This is a genomic window from Brevundimonas sp. (assembly GCF_965227765.1).
Taxonomy (GTDB): Bacteria; Pseudomonadota; Alphaproteobacteria; order Caulobacterales; family Caulobacteraceae; genus Brevundimonas.
The window spans coordinates 472,714-487,900 of record NZ_OZ245778.1 but is presented as its reverse complement, the minus strand read 5'-3'; the positions used below and the strand labels follow the sequence as shown (position 1 = coordinate 487,900).

The following is a 15,187-nucleotide window of genomic DNA, read 5'->3' as shown; positions in this document are numbered from 1 at the left end:
CGTTCCAGTAGGCCGCGTCCTTTGGATATCTATCTGCCGATCGCCGAGGTTTCGGTGAACTGGCCCCTTCTGGTTCTGCTGGGGGCGCTGGTCGGATTCGTGTCCGGGCTGTTCGGCATCGGCGGCGGCTTCCTGATGGCGCCCGTCCTGGTCTTCATGGGCATTCCCCCGACCGTGGCCGTGGCCAGCCAGGCCAGCCATGTCGTGGCCTCCTCGACCTCCGGCGTGATCCGTTATTCGGGCCAGGGGGCGGTCGATTATCGCATGGGCGGCATCATGGCGGCGGGCGGAGCCCTGGGCGCCGTCCTGGGCGTGGAGCTGTTCCGCTATCTGCGCCTGCTGGGCCAGGCCGATCTGGTGGTGGCGGTCTCCTATCTGGTCTTCCTCGGCGCCATCGGCACATTGATGTTGAAGGAAAGCCTGACCGAGATCCTGCGTCGTCGCCGAGGCGAGACCGCGCCGCGCAAGGAACGTCGCCGGCCGCTGTTCCTCTATGGCCTGCCGTTCCGGATGCGGTTCCCCCGCTCGGGCCTCTATATCAGCCTGATTCCGCCCCTGGCCCTGGGCGTGTTCGCCGGCGTGCTGTCGGCCATCATGGGGGTGGGCGGCGGCTTCATCCTGGTGCCCGCCATGCTCTATGTGCTGCGGATGCGGGCCGGGGTCGTGGTCGGCACCAGCCTGTTCCAGATCATCATCACCACGGCCATCACCACCATCCTCCAGGCCGGGCGCAACCAGACGGTGGACATCGTCCTGTCCATGCTGCTGCTGACCGGCGGGGTCGTCGGCGCCCAGCTGGGCGCGCGGTTCTCGGGCCGGTTCCGGGGCGAGGAGCTGCGGGCCGTGCTGGGGCTGATCGTGCTTCTGGTCGGGATCCAGATGGGGCTTGATCTGTTCGTGCGGCCCGACGACATCTTCCTGCTGGCGCCCGGAATCTCGGACAGATGATCCAGGCCCTTCCCCCCGAGCCCGCCCCCTATATCGCGCCCGATGTCGCGCCCGATGTCGCTCCGGCGCCGGCTGCTTCGGCCGCCACCGACGGCTCGCTGCGGATCGCGGCGGCCCTGACCGATGCGCGGGTGCAGGTCGACTCCAGTTTCCGCGGCGCCTCGATCGTCCTCTATGGCGCGGTGTTCAATCCGACGGACCAGCCGACCGATGTCGTGGTCGTCGTGCGTGGGCCGGAGCAGCCCCTGCGCCTGGTCAAGAAGACCCGCAACCTGGGCGTCTGGCTGAACAGCCGTCCCGTCCTGTTCGAGGGCGCGCCGGGCTTCTACATGACCGCCTCGACCCGCCCCCTGTCCGAGGTCGCCGACTTCGGCCAGTTGCGTCGCCTGGGCGTGGGCGTGAACCACCTGCGCATCGCTGCGCCCGAGGAGGCCCGTTCGGTGACCCGCTATGGCGTGCGCGACGTGGTCGTCAGCCGGTTGGGCGAGGACTACCTGGACTGGCGCCGCGCCGTGATCCGGCTGAAAGAGGCGGGCGCGCTCTATAATACCGATCCCGATGGGGTGCGGTTCGTCGACAAGGGCCTGTTCCGCGCCGAGGTCGAACTGCCCGCAACCGCCCCCACCGGCCAGTATTCCGCCGAGGTCTGGCTGTTCCAGGACGGCGCGCCCAAATCCGTCTCCAACCTGACCATGACGGTCGAGAAGGTCGGGTTCGAGCGCGACGTCTATGAGTTCGCCCATAGCCGCCCGTGGAGCTATGGCGTGCTGTGCGTCCTGCTGGCCGCCGCCATGGGCTATGGGGCGTCCAGGCTGTTCCGCAGGGTGTGACCGGGGCTCAGTCGGCCTTGGCCAGCCGGACCAGCTTGCCGTCTTCCTCGTCGGTGATGGCCCAGACGGCGCCGTCCGGGCCGACCGCGACCTGGCGGACACGCTCGCCGATGCCGACCATCAGTCTTTCTTCGCCGACCACCCGGCCGTTCTGGATCACCAGGCGGGCGATGTGCTTCTGGCCCAGGCTGGCGACCAGAAGGCTGCCCTTCCAGTCGGGGAACATGGCGCCGTCATAGAAGGCGGCCCCGCCCGGCGCGATCACCGGATCCCAGTAATAGACCGGCTGTTCCGTGTCGGGCCGTGTGGTCTGGGCGCTGTCGATGGGGTCGCCGGAATACTCGATGCCATAGGCCGCATTGGGCCAGCCGTAGTTGGCGCCCGCCCGGTCCAGGTTCAACTCGTCGCCCCCGCGCGTGCCGTGTTCGATGGTCCAGACCGTACCGTCCGGCTGGATGGCGAGGCCCTGCATGTTGCGGTGGCCCAAAGACCAGATCTCGGGCAGGGCGCCGGCCCGGCCGACGAAGGGATTGTCCTGCGGCACAGTGCCATCGGCATTGATGCGGATGGTCTTGCCCATGTGCGAGCCCAGATCCTGGGCCTGGACCCGCATGGGCCGGTCAGACCGCTCGCCCAGGGTGATGAACAGCTTGCCGTCGGGCGCAAAGGCCAGGCGCGAACCATAATGCAGCGTGCCCTCATAGGCGGGCAGAGCGCGGAAGATGACCTGGACATTATCGACCCGGCGACCGTCCGCCGACAGAACGCCACGCGCGACTGAGGTGGCGTTGCCTCCAGTGCGGGGCTCGGCGTAGCTCCAGTAGATCATCCGGTCCTGGGCGAAGTTCGGGCCGACCTTGACGTCCAGCAGGCCGCCTTGGCCGCGCGCATCGACGGCAGGCAATCCGGCGATGGGTTCGCCCTTCTGGCCGTCTGCCGTGATGATCCGCAGGCGACCCGGCTTTTCGGTCACCAGCCAGCGACCGTCGGGCAGCAGGGCCAGCCCCCAGGGGTTCTCCAGTCCCGAGGCGATGGTGGACACGAGCATGCGGGTGTCGGTGCTCAGCCCCGGCGCACGGGTCTGGCCTGCAAAGGCGGGGGGTTGGTCAGGCGCGTTGGCCGCCTGGGTCTCTACGGGTGCGCCGGATGCGACGGCCTGGGCCTCGGCGCCGTCGCCCGCGCCGCATCCGGTGAGCGCCAGAACGGCGGAAAGTGCGGTGACTGACAGGATGTCGCGCATGGGAAAGCCCCTTGGAAGGCGGTGAACGGAACAGCGTTGCCGGACAAGACGACAGTCTTGCCCGACGCCGCCTGTTCTCGCCAGAGGCCCTGCCGCGACCGATCGTCAGGGGTCCATTTGTCGTTAGTCGCTCAGGCAGCTTGAACCCCGGCCCCGCCGCCTATATAGGCACGCCTCTTCCCGCGCGCGGCCGTCTGCGCCGTGGGGGACCGATGCGCTTGGCTGGGTAGCTCAGCTGGTTAGAGCGGTGGATTCATAACCCACAGGTCGGCGGTTCGAGCCCGCCTCCAGCCACCATCGGTCCCCGCGCGGGAATTGCCGCGTCAATACGGCCCGCAACCCCCTCATTCCCCCCGCGTTTACCGCCAAGGTTCAAACCGCTGGAGGAAATCCCATGTCCATTCGCACACCCTCGCGCGCGCCCTCGCTCTTGGCCGCCGTCGCCGTCCTGTCGCTGGGCGCCGCCGCCTGCACCCAGGCCGAGCAGGACAGGGCCGAGGTCAAGGCTGACGCCGCCGCCGAAAAGACCGGCGACGTGGCGGCTAGGGCCGGCGAAGTGCTGGAATCGGGCGCCATGAAGGCCGCTCAGGCGGTCGAGAGCGGCGCAGGGACCGTCGCCGACAAGCTGGAAGCCAACCAGGCCGAGGCCGCCGCCGAGGGCAAGCCGGGAGCCGTCAATCCCAACACCGACCGGCGCGTTCCGGTCGACGCGCCCGCGCAATAGGCGACCGCGCTTAGGCTAGGCCGGTTCGGCGAGCAGGGCGTCCACCAGGGCGCGCGCTTCCGCGCCGGCCCAGTCCGCCTCGCCAGCGAAGGTCGCCCTGATCCGCCCCTGCCGGTCCAGCAGGATGGTCTGGGGCATCTTGCCCTTGCCCGGAAACTCGAACGGCAGTTGGAATTTCGGGTCGTTGTAGAGCGGCAGCGGCTCGTGCACGTCGATGAAGCTGGTGGCGTCGGCCAGGGCGTCGGGCGTGTTGTCGACATTGATCGGCAGGACGACCATGTCGCTGTCCTTGTACGCCTCGGACAGGGTCGCCAGGGTCGGCATCTCGGTGCGGCAGGGCGCGCACCACATGGCCCACAGATTGACCACCACCACCTTGCCGCGGAAGTCGGCGAACCGAACGTCGGCGCCGTCGCGTGACTTGAACACATAGTCGGGCGCGACCGGGGTGTCGGCCGGGGTCTCCAGCCGAGCGAGAGGGCCGACAGCGAAGCGGGCCAGGGCGCTTTTCGTCGCGACGGGCTCGGAAGCTTTGGCGGGCGAGCCCGGGTTGGCGTATAGCCACGCCGCACCCCCGCCGATCGCGCCGACCAGCACGATCGCGGCCACCACGATAATCGCCGTCTTCGAGCCGCCCATGTCAGACCGTTCCGCCGCCACACCGGACCCGACCGTCCAGACCGCGACTAAGGCCGCCCAAAAGCCTGCGGGTCAAGACATGTGGGGCGGGCGCTTTTCGTCGCGCCCCGCCGACATCATGCAGGCCATCAACGTCTCCATCGGCGTGGACCAGCGTCTGTGGGCCCAGGATCTGGCCGGATCGCGCGCCCACTGCCGCATGCTGATCAAACAGGGGATCGTCACCGCAGAGGACGGTCAGGCCATTCTGGGCGGGCTGGACGCCATCCAGGCCGAGATCGAGGGCGGGACCTTCCCCTTCCGCGACGCCTTCGAGGACATCCACATGAATGTGGAGGCGCGCCTCAACGAGCTGATCGGCGAGCCCTCGGGCCGACTGCACACCGCGCGCAGCCGCAATGACCAGGTCGCCACCGATTTCCGCCTCTGGGTCCGTGACGCCTGTGACCGCACCGGCCATCAGCTGGCGGCCCTGCAATCGGCCCTGCTCGCGCGCGCCGAACAGCATGCGGGCGACCTGATGCCCGGCTTCACCCATCTGCAGACGGCCCAGCCGGTGACCCTGGGTCATCACCTGATGGCCTATGTCGAGATGTTCGGCCGTGACGCCTCTCGCTTCGCCGATGCGCGCAGGCGGATGAACGAGAACCCCCTTGGCGCCGCGGCGCTCGCCGGTTCGCCCTTCCCCATCGACCGCCACGCCACCGCCGCTGATCTGGGTTTCGACCGTCCCATGGCCAACAGTCTCGACGCCGTGTCCGACCGCGACTTTGCGCTGGAAAGCCTGTCCGCCGCCTCGATCACCGCCGGCCACCTGTCGCGCCTGGCCGAGGAGATCGTCATCTGGATGACGCCGATGTTCGGCTTCGCCTCCCTGCCCGACGACCTGACGACCGGCTCGTCGATCATGCCGCAGAAACGCAACCCCGACGCCGCCGAACTGGTGCGCGCCAAGACCGGGCGGATCATCGGCTCGTTCGTGGCCCTGTCGACGGTGATGAAAGGCCTGCCGCTCGCCTATTCCAAGGATATGCAGGAGGACAAGCCGCCGGTGTTCGAGGCGTTCGATGCGCTGGACCTGGCGCTGACCGCCATGACGGCCATGGTTTCAGCCCTGATCCCCAACACCGAGCGGATGGCGGCGGCGGCCGGCGCCGGCTTCTCGACCGCCACCGATCTGGCCGACTGGCTGGTGCGTGAGCTCAACCTGCCGTTCAGGAAGGCGCACCATGTGACGGGCGCGGCGGTCAAGATGGCGGAGGCGAAAGGCGTGGGTCTGGCGCAACTGTCGCTGGCCGATTTGCAATCGCTTGAACCGGGCGTCAACGAAGCGGTTTACAAGGTGCTCTCTCCCGAGGCTTCCTGCGCCAGCCGCCAGAGCTTTGGGGGGACGGCGCCGGAACAGGTCCGCGCGCGCATCGCCGATTGGAAGACGCGCCTATGAAAACCCTTCTCCTCGCCAAGCTGATGGTCGGCGGCGCCCTCGCCCTGACCGCCGCCGCCTGTGGCCGCATGGCCGATCTGGAAGCTCCGGCTCCGCGCGAGACGGAGCGGGCCATGCGCGACAAATACGCACCCGACCTGCCTGATCCCGCGACCCTGAACCGCCCGTCCAGCCAGATGCCCATCGACGGCGGCCCGGCCAATCCCTTCGGCGGTACGGCTGCGGGCGCAGGCCCTCAGTAAGACCGCATCTCCTCCCCGGACCTATCGTTTTGCATCATTTCGAACTGAAGTCCGGCGCCCTGCACGCAGAGGCCGTCTCTCTGGAGGCCCTGGCTCAGGACGTCGGCACGCCGGCCTATGTCTATTCGTCGGCCACCCTGACGCGGCACTACGCCGTCCTGCGCGAGGCGGTGGACGCCCATACCGCGGCTCTGGGCGGACCGAATGGGGGCGAGGCCCTGATCGCCTATGCGGTCAAGGCCAACTCCAACCTGTCGGTGCTGGCGACCCTGGCGCGGCTGGGCTGCGGCGCCGACACCGTGTCCGAGGGCGAGATCCGACGCGCCCTGAAGGCGGGCGTGCCGGCCTCCAAGATCATCTTCTCGGGCGTGGGCAAGACCGACGCCGAACTGGGCTTCGCCATCGACACGGGCGTTCGCCAGATCAACATCGAGAGCGCCGCCGAACTGGATCGGCTGATCGCCATCGCTCAGGACAGGGGCGCGTCGCCCGCCATCGCCATCCGCGTCAATCCCAAGATCGGCGCGGGCGGTCACGCCAAGATCACCACGGGCGGCGAGGGCGACAAGTTCGGCGTACCCGTCGACGAGGCCATGGCGCTTTATGCCCGCGCCTCGGCCTCCCCCCATGTGACGCCCGTGGGCCTGGCCTGCCATATCGGCAGCCAGATCACCGACCTGACGCCGCTGGAAGCCGCGTTCCGCCTGCTGCGCTCCATGACCGAGGAGCTGCGCGCCGAGGGGCTCAGCGTCGAGCGGCTCGACCTCGGCGGCGGCCTGGGCGTGCCCTATGTCGGGGCCGATCATGCCTCAAGCATCGCCGCCTCTCCGGCCGAGTATGTGGCCATGGCCGCAGGCGTGTTGGATGGACTGAATGTCGAGGCGGCGTTCGAGCCGGGCCGGCTGCTGGCGGCCAACGCCGGCATCCTGGTGTCGCGGGTCATCCAGGTCACCGAGCGCGCTGATGGACGGCGTTTCCTGGTGCTGGATGCGGCCATGAACGACCTGATCCGCCCGGCCATGTACGACGCCTTCCACGAGGTCCTGCCGGTCCGCCCCCGCGCCGGAGCGCCCGTCGCCTACGACATCGTCGGCCCGGTCTGCGAGACCGGCGACACCTTCGCCCGCGGCCGGCCCATGCTGCCGGTCGAGGCGGGCGATCTGGTGATCTTCGCCGGCGCCGGGGCTTACGGCGCGGTCATGGCCAGTGAATACAACTCGCGGCCCATGGTCCCCGAGGTGCTGGTGGACGGCGAACGCTACGCCGTCATCCGCCCTCGACCGACGCTTGAGGAGATGCTGGCCCGCGAACCGATGGCGGACTGGCTCTAGCCGGCCGCGCCGCCATCGAACGCGTCAGGCGACGGCTTCGGCCTGCTTGATCGGACGCAGGTCCTCGATCGGCGCGACATAGTCGGCCATGGCGTCGAACTCAGAGAGGAAATGCGCTCTCAGTTCGTCGGTCTCCATGATGACCTCGTGCTTGGAGCCCGGAACCTCGACATAGCGGCCGCGGCCCAGCCGCTTGGCGGCCCAGCGATTGGTCTGCTTCCAGACGCGGTCGTCCTCGGCCGCCTGGACGATTGTGCAGGGGATGTTCACCGATTTCAGCGCCTTGGGCTTCAGCGCCCGCTCGCCGGCGTCCAACCCGAAGGCCAGCCAGCCCCAGGTCACCCCGCCCACGGCCAGGTGAGGGCAGGCGTAGAGCTGCTGACGCCACAGTTCGTAACGGGTCTCGTCCGAGGTCAGGGCGTCGTGTTCGAAGGTGTGGTCGAACGGATCGTCGGCGTCGTCCAGCACATAGTCGCCCGCCTTGCCGTGACGCAGGTTCCACCGAACCGCCAGCTTGACCGACCACATCGACCGCTTGCCGGTCTTGATCCGCAGCATGGGCGCCGAGAGGACCGCGCCCGAGAACCGGCTTTCGCCGTTTTCGAGCGTCAGCAGGTTCAGCGCCGCACCCATGGAATGGCCGACCATGATCCACGGCTTGGGCGCGCGAGTCTCGTAATCGGCCAGCAGACGGTCATAGTCGTCGAGGAATTCCTCGACCGCGCGGGCGTGGCCCTTTAGCCGATCGGGCAGCAGCCGGGCCGACAGCCCCTGGCCGCGCCAGTCGTGGGCCAGGACGCAGAAGCCGCGCGCCAGGAAATTGCCGATGACCTCGAAATACTTCTCGATCGGTTCGGTGCGGCCCGGCGACAGGACCACGGTGCCACGCGGCTTGGCGGCGACCAGTTGCGACGGCGTCCACAGGGCGGCGCGCAGGCGCAGGCCGCCGGCTCCACGGAACCAGTCGCCTTGTCCGCCGGGGGGCGAGGCGGCGCCGGGCACCCCCATCAAGGGGGCATGGGCGGCAAGGGCGGCGGCGCGGTTCACTCAGGCTTCCTGAACTTCAAGGTCATGCGGTCGCTCTCGCCGATCGCATCATATTTGGCCCGGTCGAACTTCGGGTCGGGGGGAGAGCCCCTTGGCGCGGTGAGACGATTGGGAGCAAGGGTCTCGACGCCGAACGGATGATCCTTTGTATCCGTTTCATTCGCGTTGATTTCGGCCGCGGCGACGAAGATAAATCCGGCCTCGGCGGCCAGCTGGCGCACAAAGCCTTCCTGGACATAGCCGTTGGTCGCGGCCGGATCCTGATCCTCGTCGGGCGCGAGGCGGTGCTGTTCGACGCCCAGAACGCCGCCGGGGCGCAAGGCCTCATAAGCGTCGGCGAAGGCCTTCTCGGCGATACCGGCAGCCATCCACTGGTGAATCTGACGCATGAACAGGGCAAGGTCAGCCGTTCCCGCCGGGGCCACAGGGCCGGGCGCCGCGCCGAAGGACGAGAACCGCACCTCGCCGTACAGTTTCTTGTCGGCGGTGAAGCGCTGTTCGTAGTTGGCCATCAGGGCGGCCTGGGCCGGGTCGGCGCCGGGGCCGGTGGCGAAGCCCGCCGCGTAATAGGTCCCCCCGCCGCGCGACAGATAGGGGGCCAGGATCTCGGTGTACCAGCCGCTGCCGGGCCAGAAATCGACCACCGTCATATTGGGCTGAAGTCCGAAGAACCGCAGCGTCTCCATCGGGTGACGCCATTCGTCGCGCGGCCTGTCCGCCGCCCGCCAGGGGCCTTCGACCGCCCATTCCAGCGAGCCTTCGGGCGGGCCTTGCGGCGCAGGCGGGGCTTCGGGCTCGGCTGGCTTCTTCTTGCCGAAGCGGTCGCATGCGGCCAGTCCGGCCGTCAGCGCGCTGGCCATGGCGCCAGCCAGCAGGGATCGTCGCCCCATCAGGTTATGGCGCGACGCGATCAGCGGTGCCGCCGGTCGGAATGGTGCCGGCTTGCCATCGTCCATGCAGATCTCCCCCCGGAACTCCCGAACCTTGCGGTCCTGTCCGGGCGAAACGGGATTAAAGAGGTTCGTCCGCGCGGTCAAAAGCCGTCGCGCACCCGATTGCGGTTGCGATCAGCCGGGCTTGCGGAATCTCAGGGTCATGCGGTCGCTTTCGCCGATGGCGTCATACGCCGCGCGCTGTTCCGGCGTCAGGGCATTGGTCCCGTCATCCTCGGCCGAGGTCCGCACGGGCTTCAGCGTCCAGACGCCGAACGGGTGCTGATGGTCGTCGGCGGGATTGGCGTTCAGCTCGCTGCGGGCCTCCAGCACGAAGCCGGCGGCCTGGGCCGCACGGATCACATAGGATTCAGGCACATAGCCGGTCGGGGCGGTGGTCGCGACGTTCAGGCCGTCCTCACTGCGGTGCTGTTCCACCGCCAGGATGCCGCCGGGCTTCAAGGCCTTGAAGAAGGCCGCCAGATAGGGCTCGGTCCGGCCATCCTGAGCCCAGTTGTGGAAGGCCCGCGCCACCAGGACCATGTCGGCCGCGCCATCCGCCACACCCATGGTCTCCACAGGCTTGGGCGCGCCGATCCAGGTCCCGCCGGTCGCCGCGGCATAGGGTTTGAGGATATTGCTCCACCAGCCGGCCCGGCCGGGTTCGACCTCGACCACCGTCATGCCGGGCGTCAGGCCCCAGAAGGTCAGGCTTTCGTAGGGGTGGCGATAGACATCGCGGGCGATGTCGGCGGCGGGACGGGCGTCGGAGCCGATGGCGGCCTGAAGTTGTTCGTCCTCTTGCAGCACTGGCGGCGTCATGGCGGCGCGGCGAGCTTCGCGCTGGGCCGGGCTTTCACCCAGATTGGGCAGTGACGCCTCCTGGGCGAAGGCGGCCGTCGGCAGGGCGAGAGCCGCCAGGGCGAGGGCCAGGGCGGAACGAGGGGTCAGGCGCATGGGAGGCTCCGGGTGCGACGAGGTCGCCTATCCATAGGCGGATGAGGTCGGCGAACAAGTGACGCGTTGTCGCCGCTTCCTGAGGGGCCAGGGTCTTGAACCGGAAAAACTGTCGCCCACATCGTAATCGAAGGCGCCGATTTCGGGCCTTCTCGGACCAGCGGGGCCCAACCGGGACTGCCGATCCGAACACCCACCGCCGTTCCGGGCATCAAACGCGGAGCGGCTCCATCTTGCTGATGATCAGGAGATCGACATGCGTACCATCGACTTCACCCCCCTCTATCGTTCGGCCGTGGGCTTTGACCGCCTGGCCCGGCAGCTGGAAAGCGCCGCTGCGACGCACGAGGCCAATGGCTGGCCGCCCTATAATATCGAGACGACGGGAGAAAACGCCTATCGCGTTGAAATCGCCGTCGCCGGCTTCAAGCCCGAGGAACTGACCATCGAGGTCAAGGAAAACCTGCTGACCGTCACCGGCCGCAAGACCGCCAACGACGACACGGCGCCACAGAAGACCTATCTGCACCGCGGCCTGGCCGAGCGTGACTTCGAGCGCCGGTTCCAGCTGGCCGACTTCGTCATTGTCGAGGACGCCAACCTGGCCGATGGGCTTCTGTCCATCAGCCTGAAACGCGAACTGCCCGAGGCGCTCAAGCCGCGCCGTATCCAGATCGGTTCGGCCAAGTCGCCCCTGATCGAAGGTGAAGTCGCCGCCGCTTGATTTCGGCCTTCGTGTCCATGTGAGAGGAAGGGCGGCGCTCGCGTCGCCCTTTTTCACATCTGCCGGTGGTCAGGCCGCCTGGGACGTCGTCAGCGGCGCGCCTGTGCTGCGATCCAGGATGCAGCCCTCAAGAGAAGCCCCCGTCAGATCGGCACGGGTCAGGTTCGCACCTGTAAGGTCGGCTTGGTCGAGCATGGCTTGCGAAAGATCGGCATCGACCAGACCGGCGTAGCACAGTCGGGCGCCGGTCAGGGTCGATGGCATGGACCGCGCGCCGCCCAATGGCAGCGGCCCCAGCAGCACCCCCGTCATGTCGGCCTTGTTAAGCCGGGCGCCGGCCATCCTGGCTCCGCGCAGGTCCGCCCCCGTCAGGTTGGAGCCGCGCAGGTCGGCGCCTTCCAGATTGGCGCCCTGAAGGGGGACGCCAGACAGGTCCAGCCCGACCATGCAGGCGTTCTTCGCGCTCAGAGCCGGAAGCCTCAGGCCCTTCAGCCGGCCGGCCAGAGGCCGCAGATCCTCGCCGTCGAACACAGCCGGCGCGCCCAGCACCCCGCCGCTCTCGGCCCAGGCATTGGCGTCCAGGGCCATCTCGATCAGGGCCGCGGCGCGATTCACCGCCTCGGCGCCCGGCGCCCGCAACACGCCGGTCATGTCGGTGCGGTCAAGTTTGGCGGTCTCGACCGCGACGCCAGACAGGTCGGCGCCGATGAAACGCGCGCCGGTCAGGTTGGCGCCGACGACATTGGCGCCTTCCAGCATGGCCCCCGACAGGTCGGCGTCCTTAAGATTGGCCCCGGTCAGGGTGGCGCCCCGCATCGAACAGTCGGTGAAGTCGGCCTTGGACGCGCTGACGCCGTCGAAACGCGATCCGTCCAGGGTCGCGCCGGCGAAAAGCGCGCCGTCGGCGATGCCGTTGCGGTTGACCTGCCGAGCCTCGGCGAATCCCCTGGTTTCGTGAGGCACAGCCACAGCGCCCTCCCGGAAATCCGCCTGGGTCAGGTCGGCCAGGGTCAGGTTGGCGCCCTGCAGACAGGCGCCCCGCAGATCCGACCGGCGAAGGTTGGCGCCGCTCATGTCCGTGCCGCGTAGATCGCAACCGAACAGCACCGCGCGTGCCAGTTGCGCATTCATCAGCCGCGCGCCATCCAGGGTCGAGCCGGTGAAGTCGGCGTCGTCCAGAACCAGTCCGGCCATGTTCAACCCCGAAAGGTCGACGAACTTGAGCACCAGCCGACGTCCGCCCGCCCGCCCCTCGACCAGGCGCGCGTGAGCAGAGGCGAACATATCGAAATCGCCCTGCCCCAGTCGGCGTCTGGCGCCGCTCATGCCGCATCCTCTTCAAGAATCAGGCCCTTCACCCCGGTCAGGACCGCACCCGTGAAGTCGGCGTGTCTGGCCTGAGCGCCGTGCAGACTGGCGCGGGTCAGATCGGCGTCGGTGAAGTTGGCGCGACGCAGGTCGGCTCCCGCAAGGTCGGTCCCACGCAGCGAGGCGCCGGTCAGGTCGGAGCCCAGCAGTCGGTCCGGTCCGATCATCAGCGGCCCCAGTTGCGCTTCGCGCAGGTCCGCGCCGCCCAGCTTTGCGCCCACCAGCCGCGCCCCGCGCAGGTCGGCGCGCCGCATCCGGGTCGAACGCAGGTCCGCCCCCTCCAGCCGCGCGCCCTGAAGCTGCACCCCTTCCATGTCGAGGCCATAGAAGACGGCCTTCTTGGCCGACAGGGCGGTCAGGTTCAGCCCGTTGATGGCCTTCAGGGGCCTGAGGTCGACCCCGTCGAAGACCGAGGGCTGCCCCTCCGCCCCGCCGGTCTCGCACCAGACCGCGTGTTCATGCAGCATGTCGGCGGCGGGCATCCGCGCGAGCGAGGCGCCGGCAGGTCTGTCGTCGGTCAGGGCGCCGTCAAGATTGGCTCCGTCGGTCCGCCACATCGCCGCCTTGACCCCGACCAGGACCGCATCCCTGAGGTCGGCGCCCGACAGATCCGCGCCCGACAGGTCGGCCCCGGCCAGGTCGGCGCCGCGGAAATTGGCCTGTTTGAGATTGGCCCGGACCAGCTTGCAGTCCTTCATGATGGCGTCCGAGAAGTCGGCGGCCTGGGCCACGATGCCGGACAGGCGCGAGCGTTGCAGGTTGGCCCCAGCCAGACAGGCGCCCTGGGCCTGGGTGTCACGCCCCCAGCTTTCGCGGCTCTGGGCCTGAACCACCTTGTATCCGCCCCCGGCCACGGCTGTGGCTAGGGTGCCTTCGCGCAGGTCGGCCTCGAACAGATCGGCGCCCGAGAGATCGGCCCCGCGCAGACAGGCGCCGCGCAGGTCGGCACGCCTCAGGCTGGCGTCCGTCAGGGTCGCGTTCTGCATATCCGCGCCGAAGAACGAGGCGTTGTCGAGCGTGGCCCCCGTCAAGTCGCAGTCGGCCAGGCAGGCGGCGGAGAAGTCGGCGTCGGCCAGGTTGCGTCCAGCCAGGCTCAGCCCCGACAGGTCCATCCAGGCGAAGACGGCGCGCGCCCCGCCCGGCCGGGCCTGCCACAGCCGGTCGTGCCGCGCACAGACCGCGTTCAGCTCATCCTGGCTGAGCCGCCGCCTGACCTGTTCTTCGACAATCGCCCCCATGACGGGACCATGCGCCGAACACGCTTAATGAAGCTTTTCGGAAACCCCGGTTTCCGCTGTTCTCGCTGGACTTATTCGGTCAACAGGCCCTGCGCCGAAAGCGCGTCGGCGAGTTCGCCCGGACTGGTCCAGACCCGCGTATATCCGGCCTCGCCCAGACGCTGCAGCTCCGTGGCCAGATCGGCGCGCGGAGATGCGGCGAAGCGGGCGTCGAAGCCCTTTCCGTCCTCGCTGACGCGGACCATGGGCCGGCCCGTGCCCAGACGGTGCAGATAGCCTTCGTAGAGAACCGCCGCCTCGTCGGCCAAAAGTCCGGTCTCGACCGTCAATCCGGCCTGGCGCAGGCGCTCGACGCCCCGGCCCGAAGCGAAGGGCGAGGGATCGACCGAGGCCACGACCACGCGGGCGACGCCGGCCTCGGCCAGGAATTGCGAACAGGACGATCGGCCCGACGACCGGGCGCCGCAGGGCTCCATGGTCACATAGGCGGTCGATCCCCGCGCCCTGTCCCCAGCGGCGGGAACGGCCTGTTCCTCGGCATGGGGACGGCCGCCGGACGCGGTCGCGGCCTCGGCGACGACCTCGCCATCCTTGACCAGGACGCAACCGACCGCCGGATTGGGCCAGGTCGTGCCCATGGCCTCCAGCGCCAGGGCAAGCGCCCGACGCATATGGCCTTCGTCTGTCTTCAGGTCCGCGCTCATGCGACGCCTGGCAGGGGGGTGGCCCGCGTCGCGTCGAGATAACGCGCCGTCGTCGGCTTCAGGTCTGCGTCCAGGTCGATCTCCAGGGGGTTGCCGGTCGGGATCTCGACATCGACGATCTTGTCGTCCGGCACTGAGAACAGGTGTTTGACGATGGCCCGCAGCGAGTTGCCGTGAGCGGCGATCAGCACATCCTCTCCGGCCTTCAGGCGCGGCGCGATGGCGTCGTTCCAATAGGGCAGGACCCGGTCCAGCGTGGTCTTCAGGCTTTCGGTGTCGGGAATGGCCTGTCCGGCATAGCGGGGGTCGGCGTTGAAGTCCCATTCGCTCCCCGCCTCCAGCGGCGGCGGCGGGATGTCATAGCTGCGGCGCCAGACCTTGACCTGGTCATCGCCGTGCTTCTTGGCCGTCTCGGCCTTGTCCAGGCCGGTCAGGCCGCCGTAGTGGCGCTCGTTCAGGCGCCAGTCCTCGATGACCGGCACATCCGACAGCTTGGCGGCGCTCAGGGCCAAGGCGCCTGTGCGCTTGGCCCGCGTCAGGACCGAGGTGAACATCACCGCCGGCTTGAACCCGGCCTCGGCGATCAGCTCGCCGCCATGCCGGGCCTGGGCCTCGCCCTCGGCGGTCAGATCGACATCGACCCAGCCGGTGAAGCGGTTTTCGAGGTTCCACTGGCTCTGGCCATGGCGCAACAGGATCAGACGAGGCATAGGCGTCTCCGCAGACCGGCGTTACCCGTGGGAGTCGGGCAGGGTCCGCCCTCGCCTAGGGGGGCGTCACCAAAGGGTCAAGGTTTGCCGTACCGACGAGGCTTCGATT

16 protein-coding genes and 1 tRNA gene are annotated in these 15,187 nt (G+C 68.7%); 8 read left to right on the top strand and 9 right to left on the bottom strand.

What is annotated here, in order from left to right:
* The first annotated feature begins 21 nt into the window (after positions 1-21).
* The gene (locus tag ACO05L_RS02380; protein ID WP_421730580.1) at positions 22-948 is read left to right on the top strand and encodes a sulfite exporter TauE/SafE family protein; all 927 of its coding nucleotides are present in this window, start codon (positions 22-24) and stop codon (positions 946-948) included.
* Positions 945-1,778: a TIGR02186 family protein gene (locus ACO05L_RS02375; protein ID WP_421730579.1), complete on the top strand. Its 834-nt coding sequence runs from the start codon at positions 945-947 to the stop codon at positions 1,776-1,778. Before ACO05L_RS02380 ends, ACO05L_RS02375 begins: the two co-directional genes overlap by 4 nt.
* Positions 1,779-1,785: 7 nt before the next feature.
* On the opposite strand, the gene ACO05L_RS02370 is transcribed toward ACO05L_RS02375, so the two are convergent.
* Entirely contained in the window at positions 1,786-3,018 is a 1,233-nt protein-coding gene (locus ACO05L_RS02370; protein WP_421730578.1) for a PQQ-dependent sugar dehydrogenase, read from the bottom strand.
* A gap of 220 nt (positions 3,019-3,238) precedes the next feature.
* Here ACO05L_RS02370 and ACO05L_RS02365 point away from each other — a divergent pair.
* Together ACO05L_RS02365 and ACO05L_RS02360 are read left to right on the top strand one after the other, a co-directional pair.
* A tRNA-Met gene (locus tag ACO05L_RS02365) sits at positions 3,239-3,315 on the top strand.
* A gap of 97 nt (positions 3,316-3,412) precedes the next feature.
* Positions 3,413-3,742, top strand: coding sequence for a hypothetical protein (locus ACO05L_RS02360; protein ID WP_421730577.1), 330 nt, complete (start codon positions 3,413-3,415; stop codon positions 3,740-3,742).
* A gap of 15 nt (positions 3,743-3,757) precedes the next feature.
* On the opposite strand, the gene ACO05L_RS02355 is transcribed toward ACO05L_RS02360, so the two are convergent.
* Positions 3,758-4,381 carry a redoxin domain-containing protein gene (locus ACO05L_RS02355; RefSeq protein WP_421730576.1) on the bottom strand — a complete coding sequence of 208 codons (624 nt, stop codon included), beginning with the start codon at positions 4,379-4,381 and terminating at the stop codon, positions 3,758-3,760.
* Between the two features lie 79 nt (positions 4,382-4,460).
* On the opposite strand from ACO05L_RS02355, the gene argH reads away from it, so the two are divergent.
* From argH to lysA, 3 genes are read left to right on the top strand one after another with little or no spacing between them, the layout of a single operon-like run.
* The gene (argH, locus tag ACO05L_RS02350; RefSeq protein ID WP_421731723.1) at positions 4,461-5,825 is read left to right on the top strand and encodes an argininosuccinate lyase; all 1,365 of its coding nucleotides are present in this window, start codon (positions 4,461-4,463) and stop codon (positions 5,823-5,825) included.
* The gene (locus tag ACO05L_RS02345; RefSeq protein WP_421730575.1) at positions 5,822-6,067 is read left to right on the top strand and encodes a hypothetical protein; all 246 of its coding nucleotides are present in this window, start codon (positions 5,822-5,824) and stop codon (positions 6,065-6,067) included. Before argH ends, ACO05L_RS02345 begins: the two co-directional genes overlap by 4 nt.
* Before the next feature lie 29 nt (positions 6,068-6,096).
* On the top strand, positions 6,097-7,398 hold the full coding sequence (lysA, locus tag ACO05L_RS02340) for a diaminopimelate decarboxylase (protein ID WP_421730574.1): 1,302 nt from the start codon (positions 6,097-6,099) through the stop codon (positions 7,396-7,398).
* A gap of 24 nt (positions 7,399-7,422) precedes the next feature.
* On the opposite strand, the gene ACO05L_RS02335 is transcribed toward lysA, so the two are convergent.
* The 3 genes from ACO05L_RS02335 to ACO05L_RS02325 all read right to left on the bottom strand — a co-directional run bounded on the left by ACO05L_RS02335 (position 7,423) and on the right by ACO05L_RS02325 (position 10,334).
* Positions 7,423-8,445, bottom strand: coding sequence for an alpha/beta fold hydrolase (locus tag ACO05L_RS02335; RefSeq protein ID WP_421730573.1), 1,023 nt, complete (start codon positions 8,443-8,445; stop codon positions 7,423-7,425).
* The gene (locus ACO05L_RS02330; protein WP_421731722.1) at positions 8,442-9,335 is read right to left on the bottom strand and encodes a class I SAM-dependent methyltransferase; all 894 of its coding nucleotides are present in this window, start codon (positions 9,333-9,335) and stop codon (positions 8,442-8,444) included. Before ACO05L_RS02330 ends, ACO05L_RS02335 begins: the two co-directional genes overlap by 4 nt.
* Before the next feature lie 177 nt (positions 9,336-9,512).
* Positions 9,513-10,334 (bottom strand): class I SAM-dependent methyltransferase, encoded by an 822-nt coding sequence (locus ACO05L_RS02325; protein ID WP_421730572.1) that lies wholly within the window; start codon positions 10,332-10,334, stop codon positions 9,513-9,515.
* A 256-nt stretch (positions 10,335-10,590) separates the two neighbouring features.
* Between ACO05L_RS02325 and ACO05L_RS02320 the strand changes: the two genes are divergently transcribed.
* Entirely contained in the window at positions 10,591-11,058 is a 468-nt protein-coding gene (locus tag ACO05L_RS02320) for an Hsp20 family protein (protein WP_421730571.1), read from the top strand.
* 69 nt (positions 11,059-11,127) lie between these two features.
* On the opposite strand, the gene ACO05L_RS02315 is transcribed toward ACO05L_RS02320, so the two are convergent.
* From ACO05L_RS02315 to gpmA, 4 genes are all read right to left on the bottom strand, one after another.
* On the bottom strand, positions 11,128-12,384 hold the full coding sequence (locus ACO05L_RS02315) for a pentapeptide repeat-containing protein (protein WP_421730570.1): 1,257 nt from the start codon (positions 12,382-12,384) through the stop codon (positions 11,128-11,130).
* Positions 12,381-13,664 carry a pentapeptide repeat-containing protein gene (locus ACO05L_RS02310; RefSeq protein ID WP_421730569.1) on the bottom strand — a complete coding sequence of 428 codons (1,284 nt, stop codon included), beginning with the start codon at positions 13,662-13,664 and terminating at the stop codon, positions 12,381-12,383. The genes ACO05L_RS02315 and ACO05L_RS02310 overlap by 4 nt, the downstream gene beginning before the upstream one ends.
* Positions 13,665-13,735: 71 nt before the next feature.
* On the bottom strand, positions 13,736-14,368 hold the full coding sequence (locus ACO05L_RS02305) for a bifunctional diaminohydroxyphosphoribosylaminopyrimidine deaminase/5-amino-6-(5-phosphoribosylamino)uracil reductase RibD (RefSeq protein WP_421730568.1): 633 nt from the start codon (positions 14,366-14,368) through the stop codon (positions 13,736-13,738).
* On the bottom strand, positions 14,365-15,078 hold the full coding sequence (gene gpmA / locus ACO05L_RS02300) for a 2,3-diphosphoglycerate-dependent phosphoglycerate mutase (protein ID WP_421730567.1): 714 nt from the start codon (positions 15,076-15,078) through the stop codon (positions 14,365-14,367). Before gpmA ends, ACO05L_RS02305 begins: the two co-directional genes overlap by 4 nt.
* Positions 15,079-15,187 lie beyond the last annotated feature (109 nt).